General features: G+C 34.6%; 14 protein-coding genes and 1 tRNA gene. 4 read left to right on the top strand and 11 right to left on the bottom strand.

Annotation, left to right across the window (positions count from 1 at the left end; genetic code table 11):
• Nucleotides 1–205: 205 nt before the first annotated feature.
• The 3 genes from WBG07_RS13015 to WBG07_RS13025 all read right to left on the bottom strand — a co-directional run bounded on the left by WBG07_RS13015 (nucleotide 206) and on the right by WBG07_RS13025 (nucleotide 4,634).
• Nucleotides 206–364, bottom strand: a complete 159-nt coding sequence (locus tag WBG07_RS13015; RefSeq protein ID WP_340201941.1) for a hypothetical protein — start codon at nucleotides 362–364, stop codon at nucleotides 206–208.
• A gap of 698 nt (nucleotides 365–1,062) precedes the next feature.
• Nucleotides 1,063–3,087 (bottom strand): tyrosinase family protein, encoded by a 2,025-nt coding sequence (locus tag WBG07_RS13020; RefSeq protein ID WP_340201942.1) that lies wholly within the window; start codon nucleotides 3,085–3,087, stop codon nucleotides 1,063–1,065.
• Nucleotides 3,088–4,549: 1,462 nt separating this feature from the next.
• Nucleotides 4,550–4,634, bottom strand: a tRNA-Ser gene (locus WBG07_RS13025).
• 490 nt (nucleotides 4,635–5,124) lie between these two features.
• Here WBG07_RS13025 and WBG07_RS13030 point away from each other — a divergent pair.
• The 4 genes from WBG07_RS13030 to WBG07_RS13045 all read left to right on the top strand — a co-directional run bounded on the left by WBG07_RS13030 (nucleotide 5,125) and on the right by WBG07_RS13045 (nucleotide 10,389).
• Nucleotides 5,125–5,880, top strand: a complete 756-nt coding sequence (locus WBG07_RS13030; protein WP_340201943.1) for a sulfite exporter TauE/SafE family protein — start codon at nucleotides 5,125–5,127, stop codon at nucleotides 5,878–5,880.
• Nucleotides 5,881–6,137: 257 nt separating this feature from the next.
• A complete protein-coding gene (locus WBG07_RS13035) occupies nucleotides 6,138–6,767 on the top strand; it encodes an NAD(P)H-dependent oxidoreductase (protein ID WP_340201945.1) in 630 nt (209 codons plus the stop codon).
• Nucleotides 6,768–6,793: 26 nt separating this feature from the next.
• Nucleotides 6,794–7,987, top strand: a complete 1,194-nt coding sequence (locus WBG07_RS13040; RefSeq protein WP_340201947.1) for a DegT/DnrJ/EryC1/StrS family aminotransferase — start codon at nucleotides 6,794–6,796, stop codon at nucleotides 7,985–7,987.
• Nucleotides 7,988–8,160: 173 nt separating this feature from the next.
• Complete coding sequence (locus WBG07_RS13045) at nucleotides 8,161–10,389, top strand: ATP-binding protein (protein ID WP_340201948.1); 2,229 nt, start codon at nucleotides 8,161–8,163, stop codon at nucleotides 10,387–10,389.
• Here WBG07_RS13045 and ribB read toward each other — a convergent pair.
• The 8 genes from ribB to WBG07_RS13085 all read right to left on the bottom strand — a co-directional run bounded on the left by ribB (nucleotide 10,386) and on the right by WBG07_RS13085 (nucleotide 17,739).
• On the bottom strand, nucleotides 10,386–11,531 hold the full coding sequence (gene ribB / locus WBG07_RS13050; protein WP_340201949.1) for a 3,4-dihydroxy-2-butanone-4-phosphate synthase: 1,146 nt from the start codon (nucleotides 11,529–11,531) through the stop codon (nucleotides 10,386–10,388). The two genes, WBG07_RS13045 and ribB, sit on opposite strands and share 4 nt — an antisense overlap.
• 22 nt (nucleotides 11,532–11,553) lie before the next feature.
• Nucleotides 11,554–13,041 (bottom strand): LptF/LptG family permease, encoded by a 1,488-nt coding sequence (locus WBG07_RS13055; RefSeq protein ID WP_340201950.1) that lies wholly within the window; start codon nucleotides 13,039–13,041, stop codon nucleotides 11,554–11,556.
• Nucleotides 13,042–13,046: 5 nt separating this feature from the next.
• A complete protein-coding gene (locus tag WBG07_RS13060; RefSeq protein ID WP_340201951.1) occupies nucleotides 13,047–13,694 on the bottom strand; it encodes an outer membrane lipoprotein periplasmic chaperone LolA1 in 648 nt (215 codons plus the stop codon).
• 10 nt (nucleotides 13,695–13,704) lie between these two features.
• Complete coding sequence (locus tag WBG07_RS13065) at nucleotides 13,705–16,167, bottom strand: FtsK/SpoIIIE family DNA translocase (protein WP_340201952.1); 2,463 nt, start codon at nucleotides 16,165–16,167, stop codon at nucleotides 13,705–13,707.
• A gap of 62 nt (nucleotides 16,168–16,229) precedes the next feature.
• Complete coding sequence (locus WBG07_RS13070; protein ID WP_340201953.1) at nucleotides 16,230–16,589, bottom strand: diacylglycerol kinase; 360 nt, start codon at nucleotides 16,587–16,589, stop codon at nucleotides 16,230–16,232.
• On the bottom strand, nucleotides 16,582–17,088 hold the full coding sequence (gene tpx / locus WBG07_RS13075) for a thiol peroxidase (protein WP_340201954.1): 507 nt from the start codon (nucleotides 17,086–17,088) through the stop codon (nucleotides 16,582–16,584). Before tpx ends, WBG07_RS13070 begins: the two co-directional genes overlap by 8 nt.
• A 98-nt stretch (nucleotides 17,089–17,186) precedes the next feature.
• Entirely contained in the window at nucleotides 17,187–17,444 is a 258-nt protein-coding gene (locus WBG07_RS13080) for a DUF6952 family protein (protein WP_340201955.1), read from the bottom strand.
• Nucleotides 17,425–17,739, bottom strand: a complete 315-nt coding sequence (locus tag WBG07_RS13085) for a thioredoxin family protein (protein ID WP_340201956.1) — start codon at nucleotides 17,737–17,739, stop codon at nucleotides 17,425–17,427. The genes WBG07_RS13080 and WBG07_RS13085 overlap by 20 nt, the downstream gene beginning before the upstream one ends.
• Between the last annotated feature and the right edge of the window lies 1 nt (nucleotide 17,740).

Consider the following 17,740-nt stretch of genomic DNA (forward strand, 5'->3'; position numbering starts at 1 on the left):
TTAATATGGTTATTTAGGTTAATTGAATGCTTACTCTATTCAGGCTTTTCAGCAACCGCCTTATATTATGTTTCGACAAGCGTAAAATTATATTTCTTGAGAATATCTCCTTGAGATTGAAGCTAAATGAAACATTGTGTTATCAGATACTATATATCCGTTACTTAAATCGGTATATCTATGGCGCTTTCTAAATTCATTGTCTTTATTTGTCATCCCTATGGACATACCCTACCATCAAATATTCCTTAACATATTTGTTTACAATTAAATCAATGGCAGCCTTCTTTTCAAAATCTATATTTTGAGAAAGCACCTTTAAACAGGGCAGAAGCATTATGGATATAGTTAAGGGTATTTTCATTTTTCTTTCCTGTAGCGTAAATCGTAATCAGCGATTTAATATATAGCTTTGTAGTGTTAGGTTAAGTTATAAATTAAAATGTAAGGGATTTTTTCTTTAATCCGTTTTAATGTGATCTGTTTTGAAGTTTTGCACAACAAGTTTATCCAATTAATCTTACAAAGTTTTTGCTAAAATTTTGTTAAAGTTAACCAAGAAAATAGTAAGGAAACAAAAGGAATTAATAACCGGTAATGTGATAGGATAAATGGTAATATGGAGTTATAACCGGAAATATAGTAGCATAACCGGGACTATGCAGGTATAATTGGGTTAATGAATAATGACCACTTTTACTGTAGTTTAAGTAATATAGAAAGACAGGAAAAATCTTATTATTTGTTATACAAGGCTAAATTTGTACTGAGTGGAGCCGATGGGTGAAGAAGCAAAGAAAATGAACGTAAATAATTCATTGCGAGAGCGGTACTGCTCTTTTCAGACAGTAATTGCGAGTTGCTAAGCGATGAAGCAATCTTATTAGACTGTTTTATCACATTATAAATAGAGGACTTCACTTTATTCGCAATAGCAACGAAAGATGAACAATCACTACTAAAAACAGATTTATAGCTAATCCTAAAAAATAGCAAAAGCCTACCCATCTCGGGTAGGCTTTTGTATGAATTGTGTGATGATTTGCTCAACAGCTATGCAACCTAACGCTGTAGAATCAATTTACCTGTTTTCTGTATGCCTTGTGCTTCCAGTGTGTAGAGGTAGACACCATCAGGAATGTTTCCTGCATGGAATACGGCTCTGTGTACCCCTGGTTCCTGAGAGATTCCGTTGACGAGTCTTTTGATTTCTCTTCCTGTGATATCTCTTACCGTGAGTACTACCTTGGTAGCTTCAGGTAGGGTGTACTCAATGGTGGCGGATTGAGAGAATGGATTGGGGTAGCCACGCATGTCTAGTGTGAGTTCTTCCGTTAAAACAATATCATTGTCATCATCCAGAGTCGGTGCAGAACGTCCTGAAGACGTGCTGAAACATATATTGTCCACCGCCATATCACTACGCCAGCTGCTTCCAGTTGTACCTACCAATCGTAAATAGTATCCTCCGCTTAGGTAAGTTGAAGGGATGGTTACCGTTGCACTTCGCCATGAATTTCCCTGGTCTCCAGTCCGGCTCCAAATCTGAGTATATCCGCTAGTAGTTGAGTTGCTCACTTGAAGCGCTAGAGTACCCATAGTAGAGCCGTACATATGATAGTTAAATGATACCCTACTAAGAGATGAGTTAAAAATTTGCCTCTGTAAAGTTGCTCTTTTTGACGGATAGCCGGTACCATTACCACTAGCTTCTAAATAAAGGTAGCGGGTTCCACTAGCAGCACCAGTAGGCCCTGTGCTGCTAGACGTAGTTGAACCTGCATGTCTAGTCCAGTCTATATCATCAGAACCAGAATTATTGAGATCAAACCAATAATCCCAGCCTGTTTCGAAATCAGTACAATGGCCACTCGCCATAGTACCGGTGATGGATACACCATCAAAAGCCATGCCGTCTGTAGTGATAGCATAGTTATCATATTGCTGGAACTTAATCTTAAATGTATTAGTGAGGCTTAATCCATTATTAGCTGCAAGTGTGGATACATTGAGGGTTTGTTGCGCCCATGTAGTGCTACCACCAGTGAGGTCATAGACTTTGACAAAAGGGCCTCCATCAGAAAAATACACACCATCCTGGTCGTGGTTTTCATCGCTCCACTCTTTCCACCAAAAATTAAGTGAGACATTAGACATACCAGCAAGATTTAAATTCACTATAGCTTCATTTTCAGCGAAGTTTGTGTTGGTGGTCACATCCATAGTTAGGTGTCTAGAACCTGATTGTGGCCCATTTTGGGTAGTCACTTGAACTCGCCCAAAACGATTAGAGCTACCTACATACCAAGAGTTATCTAGCAAATTATCAAAATTCATGCTATAAGGTATACTTGAATAAGTTGGATTACATACTTCATAATCCCAATAGAGTTCATCTACAAAGGCGTGCCAAATCCAGAAAATAGCTGCTGCCGGAGAATGTAGCGAATCTCCCATAACGCCTCCAATGGTATCATGTACACTATTATGTTCGCACTCCAAATCTGCTGCAAACTTATCAATCGGTCTAATCGCATCATCAGTTTGTCTAGCAGTTTGAGTAGCACAATAGGTTGCAGCTTGCCCATCATTAGGGTAATTATTACAGAAGTTGAGATCGAAAAATCTATTAAAGTTATAGTTACCACTGCTGTTAGGGTTCGTGTTTTCGATAGGATCAAATCCAGATAATACAGCGTCAGTACCGGAAAATGCCGAAGGGATGGTTGTCGTGGGACTCCAAAATGGTAACAGATTATTGCATTTGGTTCTAAGAGAAGAACTTATATTAGCCATGACGTAGGTTTCCATTTCTGCTATATACCTCCTGTGCCAACCCAAAAATACTTGGTTATAGTTATGAATGTAGGCATCATTATCTCCATGTGTATTGACAACGTTATATCTATCAGTACCAGATGCACTCGTGTCTATATCAGAGTTTAGATAGTTCATTATCTGAGTCCTAATTGTAGTTCGCTCACTACTTGTTAAAGACCAGATGCTTACTCTCCTACCTGCAAAAGCATCTGTGGTGTTAAGAAGGGCTAGTAGTAAGCCCATAAAAATAAGTTGGTAATTTTTCATAATAATGTAATTGTTTAATATGGTTATTAGGTTAATTTAATGCTTACTCTATTTAGGCTTTTCAGCGACCGCCTTTTCTTGTGTTTCAACAAGCGTAGAATTATATTTTTAAGCACATTTTTTTGAAATTGAAACTAAATGAAGCATGTTGATGAAGCATGTTGCTTTTAGCTGTTATATATCTGTTTATTAAATCCGTATTTTCAATGTGCTGGGTAAATTCATTGAAATTATCTATAAAACCTATAGTTGAACATTCCTTACAATTGAATCAATGGCAGCCTTCTTTTCAAAATCTAAATTTTGAGAAAGTACCTTTAAACAGGATAAAAGTATTATGGTTGTGGTTAAGAGTATTTTCATTTTTCTTTCCTGTAACGTAAATCGTAACCAGCGATTTAACATATAGCTTTGTAGTGTTAGGTTAAGTTATAAATTAAAATATAAAGGATTTTTTTCTTTAATCCTTTTTAATATGATCTTTATTGAAGTTTTGTAAGATAAGTTTATAAAATTAATCTTACAGGGTCTTAGCTAAAATTTTGTTAAATTTAGCAAGTAAATTAGTAATAAGAAAAAAGGAATTCATAACTGGTAATTTGATGAAATAAGGGGCAATATATGGTTATAACCGGGAATATGGCGGCATAACCGGGAATATGCAGGCATAATAGGACTAATGAATTATAGCCATTGATGGTGTAGTACAAATGCTGTGTAAAATTGGAAAAGTATTATTATAAGTTATGCAAGTCAAGACTTTTGCTGAGTTTGTATAAGTAAAAAGTGTCATGAAAAGTTTTTTGCCTTGCATTCATCATTAATAATGGGAACAGATGACGTACTTGTAGGAACTTGGAGAACCCATATTGAACCGATGTAAGTTATTTAAGGAGCAATGGGTAAGCAGAAGGTACATTTTAAAGCACTACCTTTCTAGTGCTGTTCCCAATGAAATGAAATAATTTTCTTAACGGTTTAATGATCCCAGAAGGGAATCCTTGGCAAGCATAAAACCCACACCAAGCTATGCTTGTTGTTTTTTTGTTTCCTTTCGCAAGCTGAAACGAGTTTCGCTCGCTCTAGAAAACAAAAAACCCGCAACTTTCGTTGCGGGTTTCTTTTGCGGAGAAAGAGGGATTATTTTCAATGATCCCAGAAGGGAATCCTTGGCAAGCATAAAACCCACATCAAGCTATGCTTGTTGTTTTTTTGTTTCCTTTCGCAAGCTGAAACGAGTTTCGCTCGCTCTAGAAAACAAAAAACCCGCAACTTTCGTTGCGGGTTTCTTTTGCGGAGAAAGAGGGATTATTTTCAATGATCCCAGAAGGGAATCCTTGGCAAGCATAAAACCCACATCAAGCTATGCTTGTTGTTTTTTTGTTTCCTTTCGCAAGCTGAAACGAGTTTCGCTCGCTCTAGAAAACAAAAAACCCGCAACTTTCGTTGCGGGTTTCTTTTGCGGAGAAAGAGGGATTCGAACCCCCGGAGGTGTGACCCTCAACAGTTTTCAAGACTGCCGCATTCGACCACTCTGCCATTTCTCCAGTCGTATCTTTATTAAGAAAAAGAACTTTTAACTGCCGCTCCCGATACTTCGGGACGACCACGCTGTCTTTCTCCAGTCGTATCTTTATTAAGAAAAAGAACTTTTAACTGCCGCTACCGATACTTCGGGACGACCACTCTGCCATTTCTCCTAAGCGGATGCAAATATAGAAAGCTTTTTATTGTATTAAAAGTAATTCTTTAGATTTTTTAATAGAGGTTTTAATATTTTTATAAAGTATTAATAATCAGTCATCAGGCAAAATGCTATTTCTGTCTTTGGGAACCTTTTTATCTAAATAAAAGAGCCCTTCTCATATCATTATTTCCTGAATAGCTTTTAGATTCACCAACTGCTCACTTCATCTCAGCATTCACGAGTCTTACTAATTCTGGTATTAAAATAATTAGAAAAGCAGTCTTTGATTTTTTCATTGGATGTTCTTCAATACTTTAAAAATATAGTATTTTCACCGTTAAAAGATTGAAATGAACCCTATTTGGGAATTTTTTCTATTAGTTATTGTAGGTTTTACTACCGGTTTTATAAATACCATGGCAGGTGGAGGCTCTTTAATAACGCTGCCTATTCTCATTTTTTTAGGTTTACCTGCAGACGTGGCTAATGGCACTAACAGGATTCCCACATTTATTCAAAGTATAGCTTCTATTGCTGGATATAAAAGTAAAGGATTAAAGATAAAACCTTTTGCATGGTATCTAAGTATAGTGGCATTTGCAGGCGCTTTAATAGGGGTGAATCTGGCATTGGATGTAAAGGGGGAGCTATTCAACCGTATTCTGGCTATTGTGATGGTGGTGGTGGTAGTTTTTATGGTAATTAAGCCTAAAAATGTTTCAGGATATTTAGAAGAACGTACTAAAGGAAAATACTTTTGGATGAGTATTTTTATATTTTTCTTCATTGGAATTTATGCGGGTTTTATACAAGCGGGTACGGGGATATTTACGTTACTAGTACTCTCTTCTGTAAACCATATTTCTTTAGTAAAAGGGAATGTAATTAAGGCGGTAATGATCTTGATTCTCACAACAGGAGCACTTACCATATTTATACTCAATGTAGAAATAAATTGGAGATACGGACTGTATATGTCACTTGGAAATGCTTTTGGCGCATGGTGGAGTAGCCGTTGGTCTGTAAATAAAGGAGATAAAACTGTAAAAATATTTCTCATGATCATGGTAATTGCAATGGCAATCAAACTATGGTTTTTTGATTAAAAGCCTTTTGATTAAAACAAATAACAATTGCCATACTACACTTTAAACTCCAATTGAAAAGTAGTATTTTTACGATATATTACTTAAATAAAGGTTTTGATTACGGGTATAAAAGCTTTTATTATTCTGGGGAGTTCTGGAAGTAAATGAAATGGGGACAATAAGTTGTAGTAATGATGAAGAAATAAATGGTATACCTGAAAAAAAGTAAATAACAGATTTGAAAAATTGAAGACAAATAATTAAAAAAAATACAGATGAATATAATTGAAAAACTGCAATGGCGGTATGCCACAAAGAAGTTTGATAATCAAAAAAAATTAAGTAGAGAGTCAATTGAAACCTTGAAAAAAGCGTTTGATTTAACCGCTACTTCTTATGGATTACAACCCATTAAATTAGTGATTGTAAGTGATGACAAAGTAAAGGAAGAATTGTTACCGCACAGTTGGAATCAAAAACAAGTGGTTCAAGCATCTCACATTTTAATTTTTTGTATAGAGACTGCCGTAGATGAGCGTTATATCAAAGGATATTTTGATCTGGTGAAAGATGAACGTAGTACGCCAGACGAAGTATTAAGTCCTTTTAGATCAAGCCTTATTAAGAGTTTTGAAAAGATGACGGAAGAAGAGAAGTATATATGGGCTTCTAAGCAGGCATACCTGGCTATGGGAAATTTGTTAACCGTCTGTTCGCTTATGGAGGTTGATGCGTGTCCTATGGAAGGCTTTCTTCCAGCAAAGTATGATGAAATTCTTTCATTAAAAGATAAAGGCTTAAGTTCTGTTTTAGTGATGCCGGTAGGATATAGGGCAGAAGACGATATGTTTTCTAACTTTAAAAAAGTAAGGAGAGGCGTTTCTGAAAGCGTTATAGAATTATAAAACTTTAAAATCAAATATTATAAGGAATGCCAGGATTTGAACTTTTTGGAGAAGAAGAAAGAACGCAGGTAAATGAGGTTCTTAATACTGGCGTGCTCATGCGCTATGGTTTTGATGGCATGCGACAAGGACAATGGAAAGCAAAATCACTGGAAAAAGCCTTAGAAGAACGGTTCAAAGTAAAGCATGCACATTTGGTGAGTAGTGGTACTGCTGCGCTCACTGTAGCATTGGCATCTATGGGTATTGGAGCAGGAGATGAGGTGATCATGCCTGTATTCACCTTTGTTGCCAGTTTTGAAGCTATTATGGCTTTAGGAGCCATACCTGTACCTGTAGATATTGATGATACGCTAACACTAGATCTGCAGGGAGTAGAAAATGCTATTACTAATAATACTAAAGTAGTAATGCCGGTACATATGTGCGGTTCTATGGCGAGGTTAAAAGAATTAAAAGCCATTTGCGATAAATATAATTTGCTCCTATTGGAAGATGCATGTCAAGCAATTGGAGGTACTTATGAAGGAAAGCCACTGGGTAGCTATGGAGATGCAGGTTGCTTTTCATTTGATTACGTAAAAACCATTACCTGTGGAGAGGGTGGTGCTTTAATTACGAATCATACCGATTGTTATGAAAACGCACATAAATTTTCAGATCACGGTCATGACCATATTGGAATGGATAGGGGGGCAGAATCTCACCCATTTTTAGGCTATAACTATCGAATCTCCGAATTGAATGCAGCTGTGGGATTAGCTCAAGTTCATAAACTGGATACATTTCTCAAAATTCAAAAGAAAAATTATCAGATCATAAGAGCTCAGATTGAATCTTTAGAAAAAATTCAATTTAGAACTGTACCGCTGGAAGGAGAAGAAAGTTATGCATTTTTAACCATTTTTTTACCCAATGCAACCACCGCCCAAAGTGCAATGAAAAGTTTAAAAGCTAATGGGGTAGATGGCTGTTTTTACTGGTATGATAATAATTGGCATTATATAAATCAATGGAAGCATTTAACCTCATTAAGGTCATTAGGTAAATTACCAAATGAATTGAAGATACAGTTTGAAAAGCATATGAATCGTGATTTTTCAAAATCAGATTTCTGGATGCGTAGGACAATTTCAATACTTATCAAACTCAGTTGGACGGAAGAAGAGACAAAAGCAAGAGCGCAAAAAATATATGCTTCTTTAAAGAGTGTTATTTAAAGCTACACTAGTTTACAATCAAATCGCTTTTTTTATTTAAATCATTTTTTACCTCTATATAATCCTCTTTTCACATGGATATTTAAGCATTTTACATCAAAAACGCCTCATTTTTTGATTATTAGCATTTTTTTGACAATCTTTACGTACCCTAAATCATTACCTACAGCTAAATGAAGTTTTATATAACCATTTATGCGGTCTTTTTTGTTATATTCAATTTTAATGCTCAGGAAGCAGAATATGCCAGCGTTAAAAAAATTGATAGTTTGCTAAGGCAAGCAAATAAAGATTTCCGTTCCTACCAACTCAAAAAGTCCATTGAGACAGCCTCTCAGATTATAGAGATTAGTGACCCCCGTGACCATCGTTACCAAATCATACGTGCGTATGAGATCAAGGGAAAGAATTACCAACTTATCAAAGACTATAAAGCAGCAGAAAATACCTATAGAGAAGCCATTGGTTTGGCTTCAACCAAATTTGATACACGGTTACTTGCTTCTTTATATAATAATTTAGGAATTGTCTATTACAAGGGATATGGCGATTTTGAAAAGGCCTTATCTTATTATGAAGAGTCGTTAACTTGGGCAAATAGGTCTTTGAATGATTTTGAAAAAATAAATCCACTTTTAAATATTTCAAGATTATTATTAAATGAAGATAATTATGACAAAGCATATACCTATCTATTAAAAGTAAAAAGGCTTATAGCCGAGGAGGGAACCGCAGATTCAAAAGCCCAAATAAATCACCTTATGGGACAATATTATTTTTCCGAAGGAGTATATGACAAGGCAAAAGAGTCTTTTGAACAAGGTATAGAGATTGCAAAATCAAAAAGAAATTATTCTGTTTTAGCTGATATTTATCTTACCTATGCTAAAATACTTGCGAAACTTGATGAGAAAGATATGGCCTATGAGGCTTCTATGAATTATATTAAATATTCAGAAAGGGTTCTTAACCAAGAAAGAGTAACACAATCTGAAATTTCAAAAGCCAGATTTAATCTTGATGAATATAAAAGAGATTTAGTAGTAGCAAAGCGAGAACGGGAACTACAGAAAAAAGCATCGGAAAAAACGCAATTACTAAATGCAATTACACTGGTAATTACCGGTATCTTGTTTGTTCTATTAATTTTATTATTTAAAAGTTATAATTCCAAAAAAGGATTCAGTCGTATTTTAGAAGAAAAGAATCTAGAGTTAGAATTGGCAAAGAATGAAGCTGAAAAACTTTCACGCCTTAAAACACAATTTATTTCTACGGTAAGTCATGAGCTAAGAACACCACTTTATGGGGTGGTTGGTTTGACTTCTTTACTGTTGGAACGAAATAATCTTTCACAACGGGATAGTAAGTTCTTGCGATCACTAAAATTTTCTGGAGATTACCTTTTAAATTTAATTAATGATATTCTTCAAATCAGTAAGATAGATTCAAACAAAGTGAAGCTTCAAAATGTAAGTTTTAATATCAGAACTTTGCTGGAAGATATGTCTAAGTCATTTCAATATCAGCTAGAAGAAAAGCAAAATGAGTTACATCTTATGATTGATGAAAATCTACCGGATATGCTTATTGGAGATACGGTTCACTTGTCTCAAATAATGGTTAATTTGGTTGGGAATGCTTGTAAATTTACCGAAAATGGGGATGTCTGGATTCTTTTAAAAGTAATAAATAGGAAAGATAACAAAGTGCGGGTTAGATTTGAAGTAGAAGATAATGGCATTGGTATACCCAAAGAAGAACAATCATTGGTTTTTGATAATTTTTCTCAAATAAGATCAGAAAAAAATAATTACATGGGTACTGGTTTGGGACTTTCTATTGTTAAAAATCTTCTGAACATAATGGGAAGTGATATTAGCTTAGAAAGTGAACTGGGTAAAGGCACAAAATTTGTGTTTGAACTTGAACTTGAGTTAGATAAACCTACATTCAAAATAGAAATTCAAGAGCCAGATTTACTAGAAAAAGCCAAAGATGAAGGCTTTAAGATTCTAATTGTAGAAGATAACAAGATTAATCAAATGGTTACTCAAAACATTCTCATGAATGGAAAATTTCAATATGGGAATGCAGAAAATGGAAGAGAAGCGATTCAAAAGGTAAAGAGAGACCACTATGATCTTATTTTAATGGATTTGAATATGCCAATTATGGGAGGTATAGAGGCTACCCAGAAGATACGAAGATTTAATAAACAAATACCTATTGTAGCACTTACGGCATCAGAAATAGATACTAAAAAGCAGGATATTTTAGATGTAGGAATAGATGATATAATCATAAAACCTTATGATACACATGAGTTCTATCAGGTAATTCTAAAAAATATTTACAAAAAGGCAAAACAGAAAAAAGTATTAATTCCAGCAAACGATTAATAAGGGGCGTAGGATACAATTTCTAGACCATAACCAATCATACCTACTCTTTTAGTTTGTATTGAATTTGAAATAAGCTTAATTTTCACAATATTTAAATCATGAAGAATTTGAGCACCAATACCATAATCTTTGGAATCCATAGGTATTTTTGGGGCAACCAGTTTTTCTTGATTTTGCAGGTCTTTAATTTCAGATAATCGCTGAATAAGATTTACTGCCTGATTTTCCTGATTGATAAAAATAATAGCACCTTTTCCTTCTTTGTTTATAACATCAAACATATTTTGCAGTTTTTTATCTGCATTCATCGTAAGTGTACTTAAAATATCATTACTTATCAGCGTAGAATTGATACGGGTAAGAACAGGTTCATCAGAAGACCAACTGCCTTTGGTGAGTGCAATATGAACCAATTTATTAGTTGTTTGCTCATAAGCGCGAAGTCTGAAATTACCAAAACGGGTATAGATTTCAAAATCCAGTTTTTTATTAATTAAACTGTCATGTTGCATCCTGTAGGCAACAAGCGCTTCAATTGAAACTAATTTAAGATCAAATTTTTGTGCTACTTCTACTAATTGCGGCAGTCTGGCCATAGAGCCATCTTCATTCATAATTTCCACAATAACCCCTGCAGGTTTTAAGCCCGCCAACCTTGCGAAATCAATAGCAGCTTCCGTATGCCCTGTGCGTCTTAAAACACCTCCTTCTTTGGCAACTAAAGGGAAAATATGTCCGGGTCTACCTAGTTCAAAAGACTTAGTGCCTGTATTCACCAGTGCTTGAACCGTTTTAGCACGGTCTGCAGCAGAAATCCCTGTGGTTACACCACTTCCTCTTAAATCTACTGAAACTGTAAAAGCAGTTTCCATAGGGTCTGTATTGTTGCCAACCATCATATGCAGATCCAATTCTTTGCATCTGTTTTCCGTTAAGGGAGCACAAATAAGGCCTCTGCCATGAGTTGCCATAAAATTAATCATCTCTGGCGTTACCTTTTCTGCGGCAGCTAAAAAATCCCCTTCATTTTCACGATCTTCATCATCTACCACAATAATGACTTTACCGTTGCGAATGTCTTCAATAGCTTCTTCTATCGTATTAAGTTGAATATGGCTAGTTTTGATGGTGGTATTCATGAAAGAATTTTTGCAAATATAATTATTTTTCAGACAGATTTTTTTTGACTTTTCTAAGTTTTCTGAAAATAGTTCCAAAGTTTAATAAAAATCCATCCGTATTAAATACACCTTTGTCTGCGGTGGCTCTTCGGGTGAGAAAAATACCTAATGGCATCATAACTAGTGTAGCTAGCCAAGACCCTAAGATAGGAGAAATACTGCCATCTTCTGCGTAATTTTTTGCAAATAAATCCAAAAAATAATAGGTAAGAAACAATCCTATGGCAAGCACCATAGGTAATCCCAAACCGCCTTTTCGCACAATTGCGCCCAGTGGAGCACCTATAAAAAACAAGATGATACAAATAAATGCCAGCGCATATTTTTCATGAAGGGATATGATGTGATGATTAAGTAGTTTTTCTCTCCTGAGTCTGTCACTTTTGCGTCCTTGAATAGTGGCTATAATATTAGTGGTATTGTTAATAGCAATATCTAGTAATTGCTCTTGTTTCCATTCTGGAAACTCATTCATTAAAGAATCTCTATGGGTAATAGGCATTTTAATAGAATCCTTTTTAACAGTTACGGAATCTACAGGATTATTTTTTTCAATATTTACAAATGCATTTACACCAGTTCTACGGTAAATGTTGTTGCCAAAAGTATTGGCAACCCTTTTGTTGTCTTTTGAAATGGAGTCAATAAAATAATCAAGTTCGCCAACATTGAGCATTTTATAAAGTCGAGTTGATTTTTCTTCATCCAGATCTACATCATTTAGCCCAGAAAGATCCATATTTATGGTATAAAACTTGAATTCTACCTTAGCATGTGGGAAATGAGTAGTGCTTTTGGGAGAATTTGTTTTTATATCTTCATAATAATGTCCATCTTTTAATACTAATTGCAAAATGTCTGAGTCTTCACTGCTTTTTAATTCTCCTTCGTTGGCTTTTATAACGACTCTGTTCTCCTCAAATTTATTTTTTTTGTGAATGATGACATTCTTAAGAAAATTGTCATTTTCACCATACTTTTTTTCTACTTTGATATTGATAATATCTCCAATATCATTAAAAACACCTTCGTTAATAGCAAGTGCAGGTTTTAATTTTGCTATATTTTTTCGAAGATTATACGATTTATTTTCGGCTTTAGGGATTACATCGTTTGCAAAGAAAAAAGTGCCAATTCCAAGCAAAAACATAAAAATCATGAGACTTTTCATCGCACGTTGTAACGAAATACCGGAAGCTTTCATGGCTGCAAACTCATAATTCTCAGCAAAGCTACCAAAAGTCATTATAGACGCTAATAAAACCGTTAGCGGAAGCACTTTATTTACCAAAGTAGGTGAATAGTAAAATAAGAATTTAGCTATTATAAGTAGATCTAATCCTTTTCCAGCAAACTCTTCAATAAAAAACCAAATGGCTTGAAATATGAATATAAACATCAGTATCACAAAAGAACTTGTGAAATTAAATAAAAAGCGTGCTAAGATATACCTATCAAGTATTTTCAACGATCCTAATTTCTAGTGATGTAATAACCTTCATCTTCATATTTCTTTTCATTAAAGGTAAATAAGGATTTTGAGATAGGTTGGTTTGTTTTAAAAGAATTAACAGTGATCGTTGTTTTGGTGTTATTACTAGCTACTTGAATTAAATTATAAATATGTTTTGTCTGAACGTCTATTCCTAGCAATAAGCTAACCACCTCAGAATTGGAATCTATAGGAGTCATTTTTATAAACTGAATCTTTCTCCCTTTAATATTCTGAAGAATATCCCAATCATACTTATATCCCTCCATATAAAAAGTAAGCATTTTAGAGGGTGTAATCGTATTCTCATCTTCGGCATCCTGTTTTTCAATGGTAACTTCTTCGTTTTCTGGAATAATAGTATGTACCATTTTCCCATCGTATAACACGGTTGCGCCTAAGTAGTTTAAAAGGTATTTGTCACCCTGCATCGTAACATTTCCACGAGTCTCCTGGTTAATGTTTTCTGCTTTATTATTTAAAACATATTTAAAGTCAATAAATATATTTTGATAGCTTTTTGCTTTGGCATATACTTCATCAAGCAAAGCTTTTGCTTTGGCACTGTTCTGTGCTGGTGCGGCTATAGATACAAATATCATGACGAATAAAATAGCTATTTTTTTCATGCAATTCCTGTTAGTTTTTTTCATTATTTAACAATTCTTCTAATGCTAGGATATCACTTACCAAAACTTGTCTTGCCTTACTTCCTTCAAAGGGGCCAACAATACCTGCTGCTTCTAATTGATCTATGATTCTCCCTGCTCTGTTATAACCTAGTTTTAGTTTTCGTTGCAACAAAGAGGCAGAACCTTGTTGGGCATTTACAATCACTTCTGCAGCATCTCTGAACAATGCATCCCTGTCTGAGATATCTACATCAAGACTTGTGCCAGAATCTTCTCCGGAATATTCTGGAAGTTGATGGGCTTCTGGATATGCACGTTGGCTTCCTATGTATTCTGTGATCTTAGCAACTTCAGGGGTGTCTACAAAAGCACACTGTATTCTTACAATATCATTACCTTGTGTATAAAGCATATCACCACGTCCAATAAGTTGATCTGCTCCTTGACTATCAAGAATGGTTCTTGAATCTATTTTTGAGGTTACTCTAAATGCAATTCGTGCGGGGAAGTTTGCTTTAATAATACCAGTAATTACATTTACAGAAGGTCTTTGTGTGGCAATTATCAAGTGAATCCCCACCGCACGGGCTAACTGTGCTAATCTGGCAATTGGCATTTCAACTTCTTTACCAGCTGTCATAATTAGGTCGGCGAATTCATCTACAACCAATACAATATAGGGTAGAAATTTATGACCGTCGTTTGGATTTAGTTTTCTGGATTTGAATTTTTCATTGTATTCTTTGATGTTTCTAACCAATGCATTTTTTAATAATTCATACCTGTCATCCATCTCAATACAAAGTGAATTTAAAGTATTGATTACCTTGTTATTATCGGTAATAATAGCATCTTCTGTATCTGGAAGCTTCGCTAAAAAATGTCGCTCAATTTTATTGAATAAGGTGAGTTCTACCTTTTTAGGGTCTACGAGTACAAATTTAACCTCTGCAGGGTGCTTTTTATATAACAATGAAGTTAGTATTGCATTTAAACCTACTGATTTACCTTGCCCAGTAGCACCAGCCATCAAAAGGTGAGGCATTTTAGCGAGATCTACCACAAAGGTTTCATTGCTAATAGTTTTACCCAATGCGAGTGGTAATTCCATTTCTGCTTTCTGAAATTTAGAAGATGCAATAACAGATCGCATAGAAACAATAGAAGCATTTTTATTGGGGACTTCTATCCCAATAGTTCCCTTGCCTGGTATGGGTGCAATAATACGAATACCCAAAGCGGCTAAGGACAAAGCAATATCATCTTCAAGATTCTTTATTTTAGAAATTCTAATTCCTGCCTCGGGTACAATCTCATAGAGTGTCACCGTAGGGCCTATAGTTGCCTTGATTTGAGAAATTTCAATTTTATAGTGCCTTAGTGTCTCTACAATTTTATTTTTATTCTCTTCAAGCTCTTCTTGATTTATGGTGATACTGCCTACACCGTAATCTTTCAAAAGATTGAGTACCGGAAACTTATAATTTCCTAATTCCAATTTTGGATCAAACTCACCAAAATCTTTAACCAGTTTATCTGCCAGAACATCTGTAAGTTCTGGTTCATCTTTTACTTGTTCTACCTCAATTTTCAGAGATTCTTCTGCTTCTTCCTTTGAAGATTCTGAAGGCAGTATAACCTCTTCTTCTGGAGCAATTTTTACTTCAAAAGAATTTTCAATATCCACATCAGATATTTTGTCAATGGTAGAGTAGTTTTTTATAGTAGGTTCTTGTTGTTTAAGGGAAAGTTCAAAAATAGAAGTTTCTTCTGTGGTTGCTTTTTCTTTAGTTGTTTGAATTTGAGATGTTGTTTCTTTAACAACATCTTTTCCGTTTTCAGAAACAACTTCATGATTGGATAATTCCGTTCTTAATTGCTCTTTTCTAGCATTGATAAAATTAATAATTCGTTCTGGAGTTAGTTTTACCCTAAAGGCCAGATAGGTAATAAGAATAAAAGTAAGTAACAATATAACTCCTAATTTACCAATATACAATTGTAAAAAGTCGTTAAGTTCAAAACCTACCGTTCCTCCAAGTAATGGTTCCTTTTTACCAATAAAGCCAAAAAGAACAGATAGCCACATCATAACTAGGAGACCCCAGAACCAGCGATTGATAAGTTTGGATCTATCTGTTTTAAGAAAAAAGAACAGGCCCGTAAGCATTAATAAAAAGGGAATAATGAACGAGGCAATTCCAAAACCTTTATAAATGAAAAAATGGCTTATTGCAGCTCCAAATTTGCTTAACAAATTTTTGGTTTCCTTACTTCTGTCTGCAAATTGTGTTAACGTACTTTGGTCGTCCTGCCATGTAAAAAAATAGGATATAAAAGCAACAAACAACGCAATACTTACCAATACAAGTAAACTACCCAATACCAACTGATGTTGTTTGGTGAATTTAAATGCAGGCAGTGAACGTTTTGAAGTATTCTTAGATTTAGTCGTTTTTTTTCTGGCCATTAGCAAGCGTTAGGTTGTGTACAAAAGTACAAATTACTAACGTTTTGAATTCATTTATATTTTCAAAATATTTTTGGTAGGTAGATAAGACATCCCACAATAACTGCTGCAAAAGCGCTTACAAAAACGGCACCAGCGGCAATATCTTTTATAAATCCAATTTTATTATTAAAATCCGGATGAATAAAGTCGGCAATTTTTTCTACGGCAGTATTTAAACCCTCTATAGAAACAATTAACGCAATTGTTATAGTTTGCAACATCCACTCTGTAGCACTTATTTTAAAGTAGAATCCAGCTATGGTTACCAACACTGCTATTAAAAGTTGCACTTTAATGCTTGCCTCTGTAGTAACCAATAACAAGATTCCTTTAAAAGCATAGCCTATACTTTTAATCCTTTTACTTATAAAATTAAGCATTGTATAAGGCTTCCAAAGCTGCCTTATAATTAGGCTCATCGGCAATTTCGCCTACCTGCTCTGTAAAGATCACTTCTCCATTTTCATTTAAAACAACGACAGCTCTGGAATGTAAACCTTTTAAAGGGCCATCTATTATTTCCAGTCCGTAATCTTTTCCAAAAGCTCCTGTGCGAAAGTCGGAAAGCGTTATGACATTTTCTAATCCTTCGGCACCACAAAATCTGTTTTGGGCAAATGGTAGATCTTTAGAAATACAAAGCACTTTAGTGTTATCAAGTTCTGCTGCTTCTGTATTAAAGGTTCTTACAGATGTAGCACATGTGCCTGTATCGATGCTTGGAAAAATGTTAAGTACTACTTTATTCCCTGAAAAATTTTGTAGCGATACTTCAGCTAGGTCTTTTCCAATTAATTTGAAATCTGTTGCTTTTGTGCCTAACTCTGGAAGATTTCCACTAGTGTGTATTTCATTACCCTGTAATGTAATAGTTGCCATATTTTTTATATTTTGTTGAATTGTAAAATTAACATAAAAGAAAATCCTCTGCGTACATTTGCAGAGGATTTATTTCTTTCTTTATCAAATTTTTAACATTATTGATCTATAGAAGCTAACACTCTTGACATAAAACTATTTAAAGCTTCTTTTTTAGGAACACCTTCTTTAATCATTTTATGCACTTCAATAGCGCCGTACATATTAGAAATAAGCTCACCAATTACGTCCAGTTCTTCTTCTTTGAGCGAAGGAACTTCTGTAAGCGCCTCTAGCGTTTCTATAGTTTCAATAATATAGTCTTCGTCATTTTCTTCAATAAATGAAGATAAATGCTTAATTACTGGTAACTTCATTGATTAATTCTGTTAAAACTTCTAGTTTGTTAGTTTGTACTTGATTTACAAAATTTCCATTATTGAATGCTGCAAACGTAGGCAGATTGTTAACATTTGCCAGTTTACGAGATTCCGGAAATTTTTCGGCATCAACAATAACAAATTTCGCATTTTCATGAATAGAAGCCATTTTTTTAAATTTTGGCTTCATAATTCTGCAATTTCCACACCAACCCGCAGAATATTGTACTAACACGGTTTCGTTACTGTTGATAACGTCTTGAAGATTATCTTGTTCTAACTCTTGTATCATA

The organism is Ascidiimonas meishanensis (assembly GCF_037782385.1).
GTDB classification, from domain to species: Bacteria; Bacteroidota; Bacteroidia; order Flavobacteriales; family Flavobacteriaceae; genus Ascidiimonas; species Ascidiimonas meishanensis.